Origin of the sequence: Pseudomonas sp. SORT22 (assembly GCF_018417635.1) — a bacterium.
GTDB lineage: Bacteria > Pseudomonadota > Gammaproteobacteria > Pseudomonadales > Pseudomonadaceae > Aquipseudomonas.
On the sequence record NZ_CP071007.1, the window covers coordinates 254,416 to 271,084 of the forward strand.

General features: G+C 63.4%; 15 protein-coding genes. 5 read left to right on the top strand and 10 right to left on the bottom strand.

All coding sequences use genetic code 11. The features are described 5' to 3' along the window. Nucleotides 1-23: 23 nt before the first annotated feature. From recG to exbB, 5 genes are all read right to left on the bottom strand, one after another. Nucleotides 24-2,099 (bottom strand): ATP-dependent DNA helicase RecG, encoded by a 2,076-nt coding sequence (gene recG, locus JYG36_RS01175; protein ID WP_213602878.1) that lies wholly within the window; start codon nt 2,097-2,099, stop codon nt 24-26. Between the two features lie 9 nt (nt 2,100-2,108). Further along, entirely contained in the window at nt 2,109-3,029 is a 921-nt protein-coding gene (locus JYG36_RS01180; protein ID WP_045199553.1) for a hydrogen peroxide-inducible genes activator, read from the bottom strand. Between the two features lie 93 nt (nt 3,030-3,122). Then, entirely contained in the window at nt 3,123-3,860 is a 738-nt protein-coding gene (locus JYG36_RS01185; protein ID WP_045199555.1) for an energy transducer TonB, read from the bottom strand. Then, entirely contained in the window at nt 3,857-4,282 is a 426-nt protein-coding gene (gene exbD, locus JYG36_RS01190) for a TonB system transport protein ExbD (RefSeq protein ID WP_045199557.1), read from the bottom strand. The genes JYG36_RS01185 and exbD overlap by 4 nt, the downstream gene beginning before the upstream one ends. A gap of 3 nt (nt 4,283-4,285) precedes the next feature. Beyond that, nucleotides 4,286-5,275, bottom strand: a complete 990-nt coding sequence (gene exbB, locus JYG36_RS01195; RefSeq protein WP_093377992.1) for a tonB-system energizer ExbB — start codon at nt 5,273-5,275, stop codon at nt 4,286-4,288. Nucleotides 5,276-5,470: 195 nt separating this feature from the next. On the opposite strand from exbB, the gene JYG36_RS01200 reads away from it, so the two are divergent. After that, nucleotides 5,471-6,328: an SDR family oxidoreductase gene (locus JYG36_RS01200; RefSeq protein WP_093377997.1), complete on the top strand. Its 858-nt coding sequence runs from the start codon at nt 5,471-5,473 to the stop codon at nt 6,326-6,328. A gap of 3 nt (nt 6,329-6,331) precedes the next feature. On the opposite strand, the gene JYG36_RS01205 is transcribed toward JYG36_RS01200, so the two are convergent. The 5 genes from JYG36_RS01205 to JYG36_RS01225 all read right to left on the bottom strand — a co-directional run bounded on the left by JYG36_RS01205 (nt 6,332) and on the right by JYG36_RS01225 (nt 11,094). Beyond that, nucleotides 6,332-7,069: a hypothetical protein gene (locus JYG36_RS01205; RefSeq protein ID WP_045199564.1), complete on the bottom strand. Its 738-nt coding sequence runs from the start codon at nt 7,067-7,069 to the stop codon at nt 6,332-6,334. Nucleotides 7,070-7,130: 61 nt separating this feature from the next. Further along, nucleotides 7,131-7,511, bottom strand: coding sequence for a deaminase RidA (ridA, locus tag JYG36_RS01210; RefSeq protein ID WP_003229509.1), 381 nt, complete (start codon nt 7,509-7,511; stop codon nt 7,131-7,133). A gap of 23 nt (nt 7,512-7,534) precedes the next feature. Beyond that, the gene (gene spoT / locus JYG36_RS01215) at nt 7,535-9,643 is read right to left on the bottom strand and encodes a bifunctional GTP diphosphokinase/guanosine-3',5'-bis pyrophosphate 3'-pyrophosphohydrolase (protein ID WP_045199568.1); all 2,109 of its coding nucleotides are present in this window, start codon (nt 9,641-9,643) and stop codon (nt 7,535-7,537) included. A gap of 60 nt (nt 9,644-9,703) precedes the next feature. Then, complete coding sequence (gene rpoZ, locus JYG36_RS01220; RefSeq protein ID WP_213602880.1) at nt 9,704-9,973, bottom strand: DNA-directed RNA polymerase subunit omega; 270 nt, start codon at nt 9,971-9,973, stop codon at nt 9,704-9,706. 242 nt (nt 9,974-10,215) lie between these two features. Beyond that, nucleotides 10,216-11,094, bottom strand: a complete 879-nt coding sequence (locus JYG36_RS01225; RefSeq protein ID WP_045199572.1) for a LysR family transcriptional regulator — start codon at nt 11,092-11,094, stop codon at nt 10,216-10,218. 247 nt (nt 11,095-11,341) lie between these two features. On the opposite strand from JYG36_RS01225, the gene JYG36_RS01230 reads away from it, so the two are divergent. From JYG36_RS01230 to JYG36_RS01245, 4 genes are all read left to right on the top strand, one after another. Further along, nucleotides 11,342-12,724: a glutamine synthetase family protein gene (locus JYG36_RS01230; RefSeq protein ID WP_045199574.1), complete on the top strand. Its 1,383-nt coding sequence runs from the start codon at nt 11,342-11,344 to the stop codon at nt 12,722-12,724. 17 nt (nt 12,725-12,741) lie between these two features. After that, complete coding sequence (locus JYG36_RS01235; protein WP_045199576.1) at nt 12,742-14,235, top strand: aldehyde dehydrogenase; 1,494 nt, start codon at nt 12,742-12,744, stop codon at nt 14,233-14,235. Nucleotides 14,236-14,249: 14 nt separating this feature from the next. After that, nucleotides 14,250-15,029 carry a gamma-glutamyl-gamma-aminobutyrate hydrolase family protein gene (locus tag JYG36_RS01240; protein ID WP_213602882.1) on the top strand — a complete coding sequence of 260 codons (780 nt, stop codon included), beginning with the start codon at nt 14,250-14,252 and terminating at the stop codon, nt 15,027-15,029. 112 nt (nt 15,030-15,141) lie between these two features. Continuing rightward, nucleotides 15,142-16,662: an APC family permease gene (locus JYG36_RS01245; protein ID WP_045199579.1), complete on the top strand. Its 1,521-nt coding sequence runs from the start codon at nt 15,142-15,144 to the stop codon at nt 16,660-16,662. Nucleotides 16,663-16,669: the final 7 nt, after the last annotated feature.

Sequence of the window (16,669 nt, forward strand, 5' to 3'; positions counted from 1 at the left end):
CTGGCCGCAATCTGGGACGGGCGTCACACTTGGCCGTATTGCTGGCCGTGGCGCAGCCAGCGTTCCAGCAAGGGGCTGACGTGTGACGGCCAGCGGGCTAGCAGGGCCTGGGCGGCGTCGCGCACGGCGGGCAGCAGGTCAGCGTCGCGCATCAGGTCGGCGACCTTGAATTGCAGCAGGCCGGTCTGGCGGGTGCCGAGCATTTCACCCGGGCCGCGCAGCTCCAGGTCTTTCTCGGCGATGATGAAGCCGTCGTTGGTCTCGCGCATGATCCCCAGGCGTTCGCGGCCGATCTGCGACAGCGGCGGGTGATACAGCAGCACGCAATGGCTCACCGCGCTGCCCCGGCCAACCCGGCCTCGCAGCTGGTGCAATTGGGCCAGGCCCAGACGCTCGGGGTTCTCGATGATCATCAGGCTGGCATTGGGCACGTCGACACCAACCTCGATCACCGTGGTTGCCACCAGCAGCTGCAAATTGCCCTGCTTGAATTCGGCCATCACCGCGGCTTTCTCCGCAGGTTTCATGCGCCCGTGAATCAGGCCGACACGCAACTCGCCCAAGGCGCTGCTAAGTTCCTCGTAAGTGGTTTCGGCGGCCTGGCAGGTGAGCTCTTCAGATTCTTCGATCAGGGTGCAGACCCAGTAGGTCTGGCGCCCTTCGGCGCAGGCCGCGCGCACCCGCTCGACCACTTCGAAGCGCCGGCTGTCGGTTACCAGCACGGTGTTGACCGGGGTGCGGCCTGGCGGCAATTCGTCGAGGATCGAGGTGTCCAGGTCGGCATAGGCGCTCATGGCCAGGGTGCGCGGGATCGGCGTGGCGGTCATGATCAGCTGGTGCGGGCACAGTTGACCGCCCACGCCTTTCTGGCGCAGGGCCAGGCGCTGCTGCACGCCGAAGCGGTGCTGTTCGTCGATGATCGCCAGGGCCAGGTTCTTGAACTTCACTTCTTCCTGGAACAGGGCATGGGTGCCAACCACCATCGGGGCGCCGGCGGCGATCTGTTCCAGGGCGCTGCTGCGTGCCTTGCCCTTGAGCTTGCCGGCCAGCCAGGCGACTTCGATGCCCAGCGGCTCCAGCCAGCGCTTGAAGGTGATGAAATGCTGCTCGGCGAGGATCTCAGTGGGTGCCATCAGCGCCACCTGGTAACCGGCTTCCAGCGCTTGCAGGGCAGCGAGGGCAGCGACCACGGTCTTGCCGGCGCCGACATCGCCTTGCACCAGGCGCAGCATCGGCTCTGGCTGGCTGAGGTCGTAGGCGATCTCGTTGCCCACGCGTTGCTGGGCACCGGTTGGTGCAAAGCCGAGGTTGGCCAGGTACTGCTGGGGCAAGCGGCTGGCCTTGGGCAATACCGGCGCACGCTGGGCGCGCAGGCTTTCGCGCAGGCGCTGCTGGGACAGCTGGTGGGTCAGCAGCTCTTCGAACGCCAGGCGGTGCTGGGCCCAATGGTGGCCTTCGGCGAGCTCATCGACGTCGGCATCGGCCGGTGGGTGGTGCAGGTAGCGGATCGCATCGTCCAGCGGCGCCAGTTGGTAATCCCCGGCCAGTTCGTCCGGTAGCCAGTCCGGCAGGCTGCGCGGGCCGAGCAGGGCCAGGCTCTGCTGGCACAGCTGGCGCAGGCGCTGCTGGGTCAGGCCTTCGGTGGTCGGGTAGATCGGGGTCAGGGTCTGCTCCACCGGGGCCGGCTCGTCGCCGGTCAGCGCGCGGTATTCCGGGTGGTAGATTTCCAGCCCGGAAGCACCCGGGCGCGCTTCACCGTAGCAGCGCAGGTGGGTGCCGCGCTTGAGGCCTTCCTTCTGCGCGTTGCTGAAGTGGTAGAAGCGCAGGCTCAGAACGCCGCTGCCGTCGCCCAGGCGCACCAGCAGGCTGCGGCGCTTGCCCATGACCACGTCGGTGCCACTGACCACGCCTTCGATCACTGCATCCTGGCCCGGGCGCAGGGCGCCGATGGGCACCACGCGGGTGCGGTCCTGATAGCGCAGCGGCAGGTGGAACAGCACGTCCTGGAGGTTCTCCAGGCCGACCTTGGCGAGTTTTTCGGCCATGGCCTCGCCGACTCCCTTGAGCGCGGTCACCGAGACCTGGGACAACTCCGGCATGGTGCTTTCCTACTGGCTCGCGGCGGGTTTGGCGACCGAGCACAGGCGGATCGAGTCAGCGAGGATCTCGATGGCCTTGGGCCGCGGGAAGCTGGCGCGCCAGGCGATGGCCACGGTGCGAAACGGCGCCGGTGGGCTCAGCGGGCGCACTTCGATCACGCCCGGGGCGTAATGGTGGCTGTGCACTGCCGACAGCGGCAGGATCGATACGCCCAGGCCCGAAGCGACCATGTGGCGAATGGTTTCCAGCGAGCTGGACTCGACCGTGGTGTGCTTGGCGCCGTCGCTGCCTTTGGCCAGGGTCGGGCACGCCTCGAGCACCTGGTCACGGAAGCAGTGGCCTTCACCGAGCAGCAGCAGGCTCTTGTCGTTGAGCAGGCTGGCGTCGATGGTTTCTTTCTGGGTCCATGGATGCTCGCTGGGCATCAGCACGTAGAACGGCTCGTCGTACAGCGGCAGGGTCAGTACGTCGGCTTCGTTGAACGGCAGGGCGATGATCACTGCGTCCAGCTCGCCATTGCGCAGCTTGTCGCGCAGGATGTGGGTGAAGTTCTCTTCGATGTACAACGGCATCTGCGGGGCGACCCGGTGCAGTTGCGGGATCAGGTGCGGGAACAGGTAGGGGCCGACGGTGTAGATCGCGCCGACTTTCAGCGGGGCGGTCAGCTGGTTCTTGCCGGCCTGGGCCAGCTCGCGAATGCCCTGGGCCTGCTCGAGTACCTTTTGCGCCTGGGCAACGATGCCTTCGCCGACCGGGGTCAGGCGTACCGCGCTTTTACTGCGCTCGAAGATCAGTACACCCAGCTCGTCCTCAAGCTTCTTGACGCCGACCGACAGGGTCGGCTGGCTGACGTGGCAGCGTTCGGCGGCGTGGCCGAAGTGCTGCTCCTGGGCGAGGGTGACGATGTAGCGCAATTCTGTGAGGGTCATAACGTGCGTCCATGAAGTTGCGGCCCCAGCATAGCGGCTGCAATCGATAGACGCACGTTATCAGACTTGCTCGTTTGTGACAGAAACAAAGCGTTAGCGTTTGTCCAGCGAGTAGACGAAAGGCGCGATCACTTCAATGCTGCCGTTGTTCAGCAGTTCTTTAGGCGGCGGTGGCACCGGTTGCGCGCGACGGATCATCTCCAGGGTCGCCCGATCCAGTGCCGCGCTGCCCGATCCACCAGCCAGGGCGTAGGAGAGGATCTTGCCCTCGCCATCGACCACGAAGCGCAGGCGGTTGATGCCTTCCATACGCATGCGCCGGGCGTTTTCCGGGTAGCGCTTGTACTTCGCCAGGTGTCGCAGCAGATCGCTCTGCCAGGTCGGCAGGGCATTGCTGTTGGTGGCGATGCTCGGCGCCGGAGCCGCCGATTTTTGCGACGGTGCGGTGGTTGGCGGTGTATCGACCACTTCCTCGTCGGCCGGCTTTTCCTGCGGCGGCTCAGGCTTTTTCTCGGGCTTGGGCGGCTGCGGTTTGGCCTTTGGCTTGACCTGCTTGGCAATGGCGATTTTCGGTTTCGGCGCCTCGGCCAGTTTCGGCAGCGGCGGTTCTTCGACCGGCGCTGGCGGCTGTGGCGGGGTGACCACCTTGGGTGGAGGTGGCGGGGCCGGTTCGGGCATCGGGGCCATTTCGATCATCATTGCCGCAGGCGGCAACTCGATCGCTTGGGGCACCGACCAATTGAGCGTCAGCAACACGGCAACGGCATGGATACCCAGCACAATCGCCAGACTACTGCTGTAACGCGCCAGCTTATGCCGCGTCTTGATCATTTCTTGGCTGCCGTCTCAAGGCCGACCAGACCGACTTTCAGGTAACCGGCCGCGCGCAGCGTGTTCATGACTTCCATCAGATCGCCGTAATCGACACCTTTATCGGCCTGGAAGAAGATCGTGGTGTCCTTGTCGCCCTTGGTCTTGGCGTCGAGAATCGCGCCGAGCTGGTCACGCTGGACCTGCTCGTCACCGACGTACAGGTTCTGGTCAGCCTTGACGCTGAGGAACACCGGCTTCTCGGGCCTCGGCGCCGGTTTTGCGGTCGAGGCGGGCAGGTCGACCTTGATGTCGACGGTTGCCAGCGGCGCTGCCACCATGAAGATGATCAGCAGGACCAACATGACGTCGATGAACGGCGTGACGTTGATTTCGTGGTTTTCGGCGAGGTCGTCGCCACCTTCGTTAAGATGCAGGCCCATGGCTTAGCCCACTTTAACCATGTGAGGTGCCGCGGCGCGATCGCCTGGCTGGTGGTCCAGGTCGCGGCTGACCAGCAGCAGGACTTCGGCCGAGGCATCGGACACCTGCGCCTTGTAACCGGCAATGGAGCGGGCGAAGACGTTGTAAATGACCACCGCAGGGATCGCTGCGACCAGGCCCAGGGCGGTGGCCAGCAGGGCTTCGGCGATACCCGGGGCAACCACGGCGAGGTTGGTGGTCTGGGTCTTGGCGATGCCGATGAAGCTGTTCATGATGCCCCAGACGGTACCGAACAGACCGACGAACGGCGCGGTGGAACCGATGGTGGCGAGGACGCCGGTGCCGCTGCTCATGTTGCGGCCGCTGGCAGCTACCAGGCGCTCAAGGCGGAAGCTGACGCGCTCCTTGATGCCTTCTTTCTCGCGGGTATTGGCCGACAGGCGCATTTCATCCAGGGCATCGTGAACCAGGATGTGGGCCAGGGTGCCTTCTTTGTTGGCACTGTCGCTGGCTTCCTTGAGGGTGGTGGCACGCTTGAGGGCGGCGATCTCGCCACGCAGACGACGCTTGGCGCCCAGCAGCTCGAAGCCTTTGGCGATCCAGATGGTCCAGGTAATGATCGAGGCGATGGCCAGGCCGATCATGACGATCTTCACCACGATGTCGGCGTTCTTGTACATGCCCCATGGCGACAGGTCGTGGGCCATGCCCAGGCTGGTATCTTCAACCAGTGCTTCAACGCTTTCGTCAGCCGGGCTGGCGGCCTGGCCATCAACCGGAGCAACAGCAGGCGCGGCAGCCGGATCGGTCGGCGCAGCAGCCTGTTCGGCACCCGGTGCGGCCGGTGCAACGGCGGCGGCTGGAGTGGCGGGTGCGGTGGTCGGCTCATCGGCCAGGGCGGCGGGTGCCATCACCAGGCTGAGCATCAGCGCGGCAACGGCGCGCCATGCGCGCGACGTGGTTGGCGAAGCGGAAGGTTGGATACGTGTCATGCTGGCCTGACCTGATGAAGAAGAAAGAGGTGGTTGTCCTTCCAGGCCTCGAGACAGGCCGAGAACAAAATTGGGTGGCCATTATTGCAAGTAATTCTTGTTAGCAGAAGTAATAAAGTTACTTTTTTTCCATCATAGCTAGCCGCCTATCGATTTATTTGGATAGGCTGGGCCTTTGATTTGCGGAGTTTCAGGATGTCTGCGCCCTCAGTTCTGATCGTCGGTTGTGGCGATGTCGGTGGCCGTCTGGCCAAGCAATTGCTGGCCTCTGGCTGGCCGGTGAGCGGCTTGCGCCGCAGTGTTGGCCAATTGCCAGAGGGGGTGACGGCGATCGCTGCCGACTTGAATGACTCGCGTTGCCCGGCCGACTGGCCGGTTGACGCTCCGGATTACCTGGTCTACAGCGTTGCCGCCAGCCAGCATGACGAAGCCGGTTATCAGGCCGCTTATGTCGAGGGCCTGCGCAACGTGCTGGCCTGGCTGGCCGAGCGCGGGCAAAAGCCGCGGCGCCTGCTGTTTGTCTCGAGCAGCAGCGTGTATGCGCAAAAGGACGGCGAGTGGATTGACGAAACTGCTGCCGTGGCGCCTGAAGGCTATTCGGGCAAGGTCATGCTCGAAGCCGAGCAACTGGCCCTGGCCAGCGGCATCCCGGCGACCATCGTGCGCCTTACGGGCATCTACGGCCCGGGTCGCGAATGGCTGCTCAGCCAGGTCCGCCAGGGTTATCGAGTAACCGAGGAGCCGCCGCTGTACGGCAACCGCATTCACGCTGAAGATGCCGCCGGGCTGCTGGCGTTCTTGCTCAAGAGCGATCAGCAAGGCAAGGCTGTGGACGACTGCTACATCGGTGTCGATGACGCGCCGGCGCCGCTGTTTGACGTGGTTGCCTGGCTGCGCGAGTACATGGGCGTTACCCAGTGGTCGGAACAGGAGCGGGTGCGCCGTGCCGGCAGCAAGCGCTGCAGCAACGCCCGGGCCCGGGCACTGGGCTGGGCGCCACAGTACCCAAGCTACAAGGAAGGCTATGCGGCCATCCTTGCCGGTAGCAATTAACCCTTACTGACGCTCAAGCAGCCAGCGACGAGGGCCAGGTTGCAGATCGGGCATCTCGTCGGCCTGGGCCTTGTTGACGGCCTGGAAGATTTCCAGCTGTTTGCCGTCACGCTTGAAGATCCACGGGTTGCCCTGCTGGTTGCGTTCCAGCCACAGGCTGTCGTGCTCGCCGCTCATGGCCGCGCAATCACCAGCCAGGCACAGCGCGTAGCGATCCAGGCCGGGCAGGCCGTCGAGGCTGCCGTTGGCGCGAAAATGCGCCACTGCACCCTGTCCCGGGCCCTCGACAATCTTCCAGTCGCCACCCATGTAAGCCTTGTACAGCTCGGTTTCAAAGGTGGTGCCAGCTGGCGCATCAATGGGTGCCGGGGTTTCGGCGCGCTGGAAGCTCTGCTGCGGGTTGGCGTCACTGGCCGCTTGAACCAGTTCGTCGCCGTCCAGGCTCAGCGTCTCGGCGTAGTTACCGTAGAAATCGACTTCCCACTGGCCATCTTTGAGCGCCTTGAGCTTGCCGTCGCCCGCTTCAAAGCCATTGCTGAAGGTGGCCTGGCTGGCGGCAACGTTGACCTTCCACTCAAGGTTCGGGCCGTTGGCGAGCAGGGCCTGGCGCAGGTTGGAGCCTTTGGCGGCAGCGTCGATGGCGTTCTGGTTGATCCAGGTACCGTTGAGGTCTTCCGGGCTGTGGCTGGCGCAGCCGCTCAACAGGGTGGCGAGCAGCGACAGGGCGAGCGCGTAGCGCATGGCGGGGGTCCTTGCAGGGGCGGGGGATGAGGGCGCACCGGGCGGCGCGCCCTCGGGGGTGTTACTCGATGACCAGGATGGCATCCATTTCAACCTGCGAGCCTTTCGGCAGGGCAGCAACGCCAATGGCGGCGCGGGCCGGGTACGGCTGGTCGAAGTACTTGCCCATGATCTCGTTGACCTTGGCGAAGTGGCTGAGGTCGGTGAGGAAGATGTTCAGCTTGACGATGTCCTTGAACGAACCGCCAGCGGCTTCAGCAACGGCTTTGAGGTTTTCGAAGACCTGGACGGTCTGGGCTTCGAAGCCTTCGACCAGTTCCATGGTTTTCGGGTCCAGCGGGATCTGCCCGGACATGTACACCGTGTTGCCGGCCTTGATCGCCTGGGAATAGGTGCCGATGGCGGCTGGGGCCTTGTCACTGGTGATGACGGTCTTGGTCATGATGACTCCTTGCTGTTATTGGGCTACGCACGCATGCGGGTGATTCGGATCACCCCGGTCAGGGCGCGCAGTTTCTTGATCACGCGTGCCAGGTGCACACGGTCGTGCACGCTGACCACCAGTTGGACCACGCTGATGCGACCATCGCGTTCATCCATGCTGATTTTCTCGATATTGCCGTCGGCGGCGTTGACGCTGCTGGCCAGCAGCGCGATCAGGCCGCGCTGGTGCTCAAGCTCGACGCGCAGCTCGACGTTGAATTCGCCGGTGACATCCTTGGCCCAGGACAGCTGGATGCATTTTTCCGGGTTGTGGCGGATTTCGCTGATGTTGCGGCAGTTTTCCAGGTGTACCACCATGCCTTTGCCCGCCGACAGGTGACCGACAATCGGGTCGCCCGGGATCGGCGTGCAGCATTTGGCGTAGCTCAACACCAGGCCTTCGGTGCCGCGAATGGCCAGCGGGCCTTCCGGGCTTGGCAGTTGCTCGCCTTCGGTGGACAGCAGGCGGCGGGCCACTACGTAGGCCATGCGGTTGCCCAGGCCGATGTCTTCGAGCAGGTCTTCGATCAGTTCCAGGCGGTATTCGCCGAGCATGGCCTGGATGCGCTCCTGGGGGATCTTGTCCAGGGCGCTGTCGAAGCCGTTGAGAACCTTGTTCAGCAGGCGTTCGCCGAGGCTGATGGATTCCGAGCGGCGCTGCAGTTTGAGCGCATGGCGGATGTGCGTACGGGCCTTGCCGGTCACCACGAAGTTGAGCCAGGCCGGGTTCGGTCGCGCCCCCGGGGCGCTGACGATCTCGACCGTCGAGCCGCTCTGCAGCGGTTCGGACAGCGGCGCCAGGCGGCGGTTGATGCGGCAGGCAATGCAGCTGTTGCCGACGTCGGTGTGCACCGCGTAGGCGAAGTCGACCGCCGTGGAGCCTTTGGGCAGCTCCATGATCCGGCCCTTGGGCGTGAACACGTAGACCTCGTCCGGGAACAGGTCGATCTTCACGCTCTCGATGAATTCGAGGGAGTTGCCCGCGCGTTGCTGCATTTCCAGCACGCCTTTGACCCATTGGCGCGCCCGGGCATGGGTGCCCTTGGGCTGCTCGTCGTCACTGGACTTGTACAGCCAGTGGGCGGCGATGCCGTTGTTGGCCATCTCTTCCATTTCGCGGGTGCGGATCTGGATCTCGATCGGGACCCCGTGCATGCCGAACAGCGTGGTATGCAGCGACTGGTAGCCGTTGGCCTTGGGGATCGCGATGTAATCCTTGAAGCGCCCCGGCAGCGGCTTGTACAGGTTGTGCACGGCGCCCAGTACGCGGTAGCAGGTGTCGACTTTGTCGACGATGATGCGGAACGCGTAGACGTCCATGATCTCGTTGAAGGCCCGGCGTTTGCCGCGCATCTTCTTGTAGATGCCATAGAGGTGCTTCTGCCGGCCGCTGACTTCGCCTTCGATACCGTCGACCGCCAGGCAGTGGGCCAGCGACTCTTCGATCTTGTTGACGATTTCCTTGCGGTTGCCGCGGGCGCGCTTGACCGCCTGGTAGATGCGCGCCGAGCGCATCGGGTGCATGGCCTTGAAGCCGAGGTCTTCGAACTCTACGCGCACACTGTGCATGCCCAGGCGGTTGGCGATGGGGGCGTAGATTTCCAGGGTTTCTTTGGCAATGCGCCGGCGCTTTTCGCCGGACAGCACTTCGAGGGTGCGCATGTTGTGCAGGCGGTCGGCCAGCTTGACCAGGATCACGCGGATATCCCGGGCCATGGCCATGGCCATTTTCTGGAAGTTTTCCGCCTGGGCTTCGGCCTTGGTCTCGAAGTTCATCTGGGTCAGCTTGCTGACGCCGTCGACCAGTTCGGCCACGGTTTCGCCAAATTGCGAGCTGAGTGCTTCCTTGGCGATGCCGGTGTCTTCGATCACGTCATGAAGCATGGCGGCCATCAGGCTCTGATGGTCCATGTGCATGTCGGCAAGGATGCTTGCCACCGCCAGCGGGTGCGTGACGTAGGCTTCGCCGCTGCGACGGCGCTGGCCGTCGTGGGCTTGTTCGGCGTAGAAATACGCCCGGCGCACCAGGTTGACCTGGTCGGCGCCGAGGTAGGTCGACAAGCGATCGGCGAGGGCGTCTATGCTCGGCATGGGATGACCTCTTGCCAAGGGACGATGACCGGTGCCGTACTACGTCGACCAGGCATGGGCTTAGACCGCCTCGTTGGTCTCGTCACCCTCGCTGAACGCGAACATTGGCTCAACTTGAGTCTGGATCGACTCTGCAGCCATGAACTCATCAGTGCAGATGCCTTCAGCGATTTCGCGCAGGGCCATGACGGTAGGTTTGTCGTTTTCCCATGGCAGCTTCGGCTCTTTGCCGCCGGTGGCCAGTTGACGGGCACGTTTGGTGGAGAGCATGACCAGCTCAAAACGGTTAGCCACGTGTTCTAGGCAGTCTTCAACGGTTACGCGGGCCATGGTCTTCCTCAAGTAGCAAATGCGGAGTTCAGCCCGAAAGGGCGAGCGGACTCGATAGTTTAAAAAATCACCAGCCTTTAGGGAAGCGCTGATTTCATTTCGAGCCCTTGATACCTCGACGATACCTACTTGCAGGGCTCTAGCACAACTGTCTTGTATGCGTGCTCAATTCAATAGCATCGCGCGGCAAGCCCGCTCCTACAGAGGTTCTGTGGGAGCGGGCTTGCCCCGCGAGGACGATTTCACTGGCGACCCAAGGCATCGCGCAGGCGCGGGGTCAATTCGTCGAACAGCGTCTGCACTGAACGCAAGGCGCGGCAATCGGGGCGGGTCAGCAGCCAGACTTCGGTGTCGCAGCCGGGCAGGGCAGCGCTCAGCGATTCGACGCCGGGCAGGGTATGGGCCATGTAGTCTGGCAGGGCCGCCACGCCCAGGCCGGCGGTTACCAGCTGGGCAATCGCCGAGATGCTGCTGCAACGGTAGCGCGGCATGACCCCGGGCAGGTGTTCGCTGCGCCAGACCACGGTGGGGTGGTCCTGCATGGTGTCGTCCGGGGCTATCCACGGCAGCGCCGCCGGCGCGTCCTTGAGCTTGTCGCGAAACTCTTCGCGGCCGCACACCACGTAGGACGCCGATCCCAGGCAGCGCCCGACCAGGTGCTCCGGCGGGGTGTTGGTCAGGCGCAGGGCCAGGTCGGCATCGCGCCGGCTGAGGTTGGCAAAGGTGTTGGAGGTCGCCAGCTCCAGCGACAGCGCCGGATACGCCGGCATGAACTCGGCCAGCGCTGGCAGCAACAGGCTGTGCAGCACGGCGTCGGTGCAGGTCAGGCGCACCGTGCCGCTGACCACCTGCTCACCGAGTTCCAGCGCCACCCGCGCGGCATCCAGTGCCTGCTCGGCGCGTTCGGCCTGCTCGGCCAGGGCCTGGGCGGTACCGGTGGGGATGTAGCCTTTGCGGCTTTTGACGAACAACGCGGTACCCAGGGCGGCTTCCATGCGCCGGATCGAACGAAAAACAGTCGATACATCGACCTTCAGCAGCTCGGCGGCCTTGGCCAGGGAGCGGCCGCGGACCAGTGCAAGCACCAGGGAAAGGTCGGCGTGGCTGATCTGATATTGCATGGATGCACTCTTTACTTGCCTAAATGCCAATGTCTGTTGCGTGGGGGCCATTCTATAGTGAGGCGGCAGTCGTGAATCAAGTCGCGACGTTGTCAGAAAAATCTGGAACGTCCGTGCGAACCCACGGCGTTCAGCTGTTCCCCACGATGGGACCACTTAAAAAGAACAAATGAAACCATCGCCGCTCTCGATAGCGCAGTAGTACCTCCTCCATGTCGTTCGATAAAAAATCAAAGGATGCCTAGCCATGACGTCGGTCTCCCCGTGCGCCATCCCTCTCGATGAGATGGGCGAATTTCTCCAGGCCCACCCTGAGGTGCAATTTGTCGATCTGCTGATTGCAGACATGAACGGCGTGGTGCGTGGCAAGCGCATCGAGCGTGCAAGCCTGGTTAAAGTCTACGAAAAAGGCATCAACCTGCCGGCTTCGCTGTTTGCCCTGGACATCAACGGCTCGACCGTCGAAAGCACCGGCCTGGGCCTGGACATCGGCGATGCCGACCGCATCTGCTTCCCGATCCCCGGTACCTTGGCCTACGAGCCGTGGCAGAAGCGTCCGACCGCGCAATTGCTGATGACCATGCATGAACTGGACGGCACGCCATTCTTCGCCGACCCGCGGGAAGTGCTGCGCAGCGTGGTGGAGAAGTTCGATGCGCTGGGCCTGGATATTTGCGCGGCGTTTGAGCTTGAGTTCTACCTGATCGACCAGGACAACCTCAACGGCCGCCCGCAACCGCCGCGTTCGCCGATCTCCGGCAAGCGCCCGCAGTCGACCCAGGTGTACCTGATCGACGATCTCGACGAATACGTCGATTGCCTGCAGGACATGCTTGAAGCCGCCAAGGAGCAGGGCATCCCGGCGGATGCGATCGTCAAGGAAAGCGCCCCGGCGCAGTTCGAGGTCAACCTGCACCACGTTGCCGACCCGATGAAGGCCTGCGACTACGCGGTGTTGCTCAAGCGCCTGATCAAGAACATCGCCTACGACCATGAAATGGACTCCACTTTCATGGCCAAGCCCTATCCGGGCCAGGCCGGTAACGGCCTGCACGTGCATATCTCGTTGCTGGACAAAAAAACCGGCAAGAACATCTTCACCAGCGAAGACCCCGAGCAAAGCGAAACCCTGCGCCACGCCATTGGTGGCGTGCTCGAGACCATGCCAGCGTCAATGGCCTTCCTGTGCCCGAACATCAACTCCTACCGGCGTTTCGGTGCTCAGTTCTACGTGCCCAACGCGCCGAGCTGGGGGCTGGACAACCGCACCGTAGCGGTCCGCGTGCCGACCGGCAGCAGCGATGCCGTGCGAATCGAGCACCGGGTTGCCGGCGCCGATGCCAACCCGTACTTGATGATGGCGGCCATTCTCGCCGGCATCCACCATGGCCTGACCAACCAGATCGAGCCGGGAGCGCCTATCGAGGGCAACTCCTACGAGCAGTTGGAGCAGAGCCTGCCGAACAACCTGCGCGATGCGCTGCGTGAGCTCGATGACAGTGAAGTGCTGAACAAGTACATCAGCCCCGACTACATCGATATTTTTGTCGCCTGCAAGGAAAGCGAGATGGCCGAGTTCGAGGTGTCGATTTCCGACCTCGAATACAACTGGTACCTGCACACGGTGTGACGCCGGAGAAAACAACAATGACAACAGCACCACGCCAACACTGGGAACAGCTTTTCCAAGGCCTGAACATCGAAGGCCGCGCCTTCATCGACGGCCAGTACTGCGCCAGTGTGTCCGGTGAGACTTTCGAGTGTTCAAGCCCGGTCGACGGCCGCCAGCTGGCGCAGATCGCCAGCTGTGACAGCGCCGATGCCGAACGCGCGGTAGCTGCGGCCCGGCGCAGTTTCGACAGTGGCGTCTGGGCCAACCAGGCGCCGGCCCAGCGCAAGCGGGTGCTGATTGCCTTTGCAGATTTGCTTCTGGCCAATGCCGAAGAACTGGCATTGCTCGAGACCCTGGACATGGGCAAGCCGATTGCCGATGCCCTGAGCATCGACATTCCGGCGGCGGCCAACGCCATCCGCTGGAACGCTGAAGCCATCGACAAGATTTACGACGAAGTTGCTGCGACCCCGTCCGACCAGCTGGGTTTGGTCACCCGCTCGCCGGTCGGCGTGGTCGCGGCCATTGTTCCGTGGAACTTTCCACTGATGATGGCCTGCTGGAAACTCGGCCCGGCCCTGGCCACCGGTAACTCGGTGATCCTCAAGCCGTCCGAAAAATCGCCGCTGACCGCCATTCGTATCGCTCAACTGGCGATCGAAGCCGGTTTGCCGGCGGGTGTCCTCAACGTGCTGCCAGGTTACGGCCACACCGTCGGCAAGGCCCTGGCCCTGCACATGGACGTCGATACCCTGGTGTTCACCGGTTCCACCCGCATTGCCAAGCAGCTGATGGTCTACGCCGGCGAGTCGAACATGAAGCGCGTCTGGCTCGAAGCCGGTGGCAAGAGCCCGAATATCGTCTTCGCCGACGCCCCGGACCTGCAGGCCGCCGCCGAAGCTGCGGCCAGCGCTATCGCCTTCAACCAGGGCGAAGTGTGCATTGCCGGTTCGCGCCTGTTGGTTGAACGCTCGATCAAGGACCAGTTCCTGCCGATGGTGGTCGAGGCCCTCAAGGCCTGGAAGCCCGGCCATGCGCTGGACCCGGACACCCGCGTCGGGGCCCTGGTCGACACCACCCAACTGGACACCGTGCTCGGTTACATCGAAGCCGGCAAGGCTGACGGTGCCACCCTGGTCACCGGTGGCGAGCGGGTGCTGGAAGACACCTGCGGTGTTTACGTGCAGCCAGCGATCTTCGATGGCGTGACCAATGCCATGCGTATCGCCCGCGAAGAAATCTTCGGCCCGGTGCTGTCGGTGATCACCTTCGATAGCGCCGAACAAGCCATCGACATTGCCAACGACTCGCCCTTCGGCCTGGCGGCGGCGGTGTGGACCAGCAACATTTCCCGTGCCCACAACACCGCTCGCGCCCTGCGTGCTGGCAGTGTCTGGGTCAACCAGTACGACGGCGGCGACATGACCGCACCGTTTGGCGGCTTCAAGCAGTCGGGTAATGGCCGGGACAAATCGTTGCACGCTTTCGACAAATACACCGAACTCAAGGCGACCTGGATCAAGCTGTAAGGGAGGGTGAACCCATGCAAACTACCGCAGCAATGCCGCCATTGATTGGCGTTTCCGCTTGCCGCCAGCAACTGGGCAAGAACTCGTCGCACACCGTGGGCGACAAATATGTCGAGGCCGCAGGCTTTGCCGGGATCCCCCTGATCCTCCCGGCCAGGGCCGAGCCCAGCGACCCGCGCCGCGTACTGGAGCGGCTCGATGGCATTCTTTTTACCGGTTCGCCTTCAAATGTCGAGCCGCATCATTACAATGGCGCCCCCAGCGTGGAAGGGACCCAGCACGACGTGTTTCGCGATCGACTGACCCTGCCGCTGCTGCAGGCGGCGATTGCCGACGGCGTGCCGGTGTTCTGCATCTGCCGTGGTTTCCAGGAACTCAACGTGGCCCTCGGTGGCACCCTGCACCAGCGGGTGCAGGAACTGCCGGGTTACCTGGATCATCGCGAGCCGCAGGACGCCCCGCTGGAAGAACAGTACAGCCCCCGTCACCTGGTCACTGTCCAGCCCGGCGGGTTGTTCGAACGCCTGGGGATGGCGCACAGCTTCATGGTCAATTCGCTGCACAGCCAGGGTATCGATCGCCTGGCTGGCGGCTTGCGCGCCGAGGCATTGGCCCCCGACGGGCTGATCGAAGCGGTGTCGATGCAAGACGCCCCGGGCTTTGTGGTCGGCGTGCAATGGCACCCCGAGTACCGTTTTGCCGACAACCCGGTCTCGCTGCGCCTGTTCCAGGCATTTCGTGAGGCATGCCTGACCCGTGCCATGGGCGAGCGGATCCGGGAGAAGATTCTATGAGGTCAGCCGGTTGATCCGGGCTTGAAGTACCACGCAACAGGTTTCAATGAGTGAAAGCGGACACCCCGCGGGGCGTCCTGAAAAACAATACCAATATTGGCGGCAACTACTCATGAGTGAACACAAAGCAGGCCTGTCCCCAGGTGAGGGCGGGCGATCCAAGGGGCTGGCCAAGGGCCGGCTCGGACTGCTGGCCAGCATCGTGCTGGGCATTTCCACCATCGCTCCGGTCTACACCCTGACTGGTGCGTTGGGCCCGACCGTGCGTGAAGTCGGGGCTCATCTGCCGGCGGTATTCATCGTTGGCTTCCTGCCGATGCTGCTGGTGGCCCTGGGTTACCGCGAACTGAATGCGGCCGAGCCGGACAGCGGTACTTCCTTTACCTGGTCGGCACGGGCGTTCGGCCCGATGATCGGCTGGATTGGCGGCTGGGGGCTGGTTACCGCAACCACCATCGTGCTGTCCAACCTGGCCGGGGTGGCCGTCGACTTCTTCTATCTATTCCTTGGGCAGATCACCGGCAGCCACGAGGTGGCTGCGCTGAGCGACAACCTGTTGGTCAATGTCGTCACCTGTTGCGTGTTCATCGCCATGGCGGTGTGGATCTGCTGTCGCGGCATCGCCACGACCATGACCGTGCAGTACGGCCTGGTGGCCTTGCAGCTGGTGGTGCTGGTGGGCTTTGCCATGGCTGCGTTTGGCGAGTCGTCGGCGACGCCACCGCTGGCGTTCGACCTGGACTGGTTCAACCCCTTCGGCGTTGAGTCGTTCTCGGCCTTTACCGCCGGCCTGTCGCTGTCGATTTTCATTTTCTGGGGCTGGGACGTGTGCCTGAGCATCAGTGAAGAATCGGTCGGCAGCGGTGATACCCCTGGCCGTGCGGCGACCCTGACGGTGCTGCTGATTCTTGGCCTGTACCTGGTCACAGCAATCGCTACCCTGCAATTCGCCGGTATCGGTGACATTGGCCTGGGCCTGAACAACCCGCGCATCCAGGAAAACGTCTTCGCTCACCTGGCCGGCCCGGTCATGGGGCCGCTGGCTATCCTGATGTCGATCGCGGTGCTGGCCAGCACTGCCGCCTCGCTGCAGTCCACTTTCGTATCGCCGGCGCGCACGTTGCTGGCCATGGGTTACTACGGCGCTGTGCCCGAGCGTTTCGCCAGCATCTGCCCGCGCTCGAAAACCCCGCGCTACGCCACCATCTGCGCCGGAATGGCGGCAGGTGTGTTCTACGTGACCATGCGTACCTTGAGCGAAAACGTCCTGGCAGACACCATCACCGCCCTGGGCATGATGATCTGCTTCTACTATTCGCTGACTGCCTATGCTTGCGTCTGGTACTTCCGCCACAGCCTGTTCGACAGCGTGCGGCATTTCCTGATGCGCGGCCTGTGCCCGCTGCTTGGCGGTGGCATCCTTTCGGTGATTTTCCTGCAGACAGCCATCGACAGCGCTTCGCCGTCGTTCGGCAGCGGTTCGCATGTGGGCGGGTTGGGCCTGGTGTTCGTGATCGCAATGATCATCACCGTACTCGGCCTGGTGCTGATGATGCTGTCGCGTCTGCGTGCGCCGGCGTTCTTCCTGGGCATGACCCTGCATCGTCACGCCACGGTCTCCAGCCGCCGCTAAGCGGCTG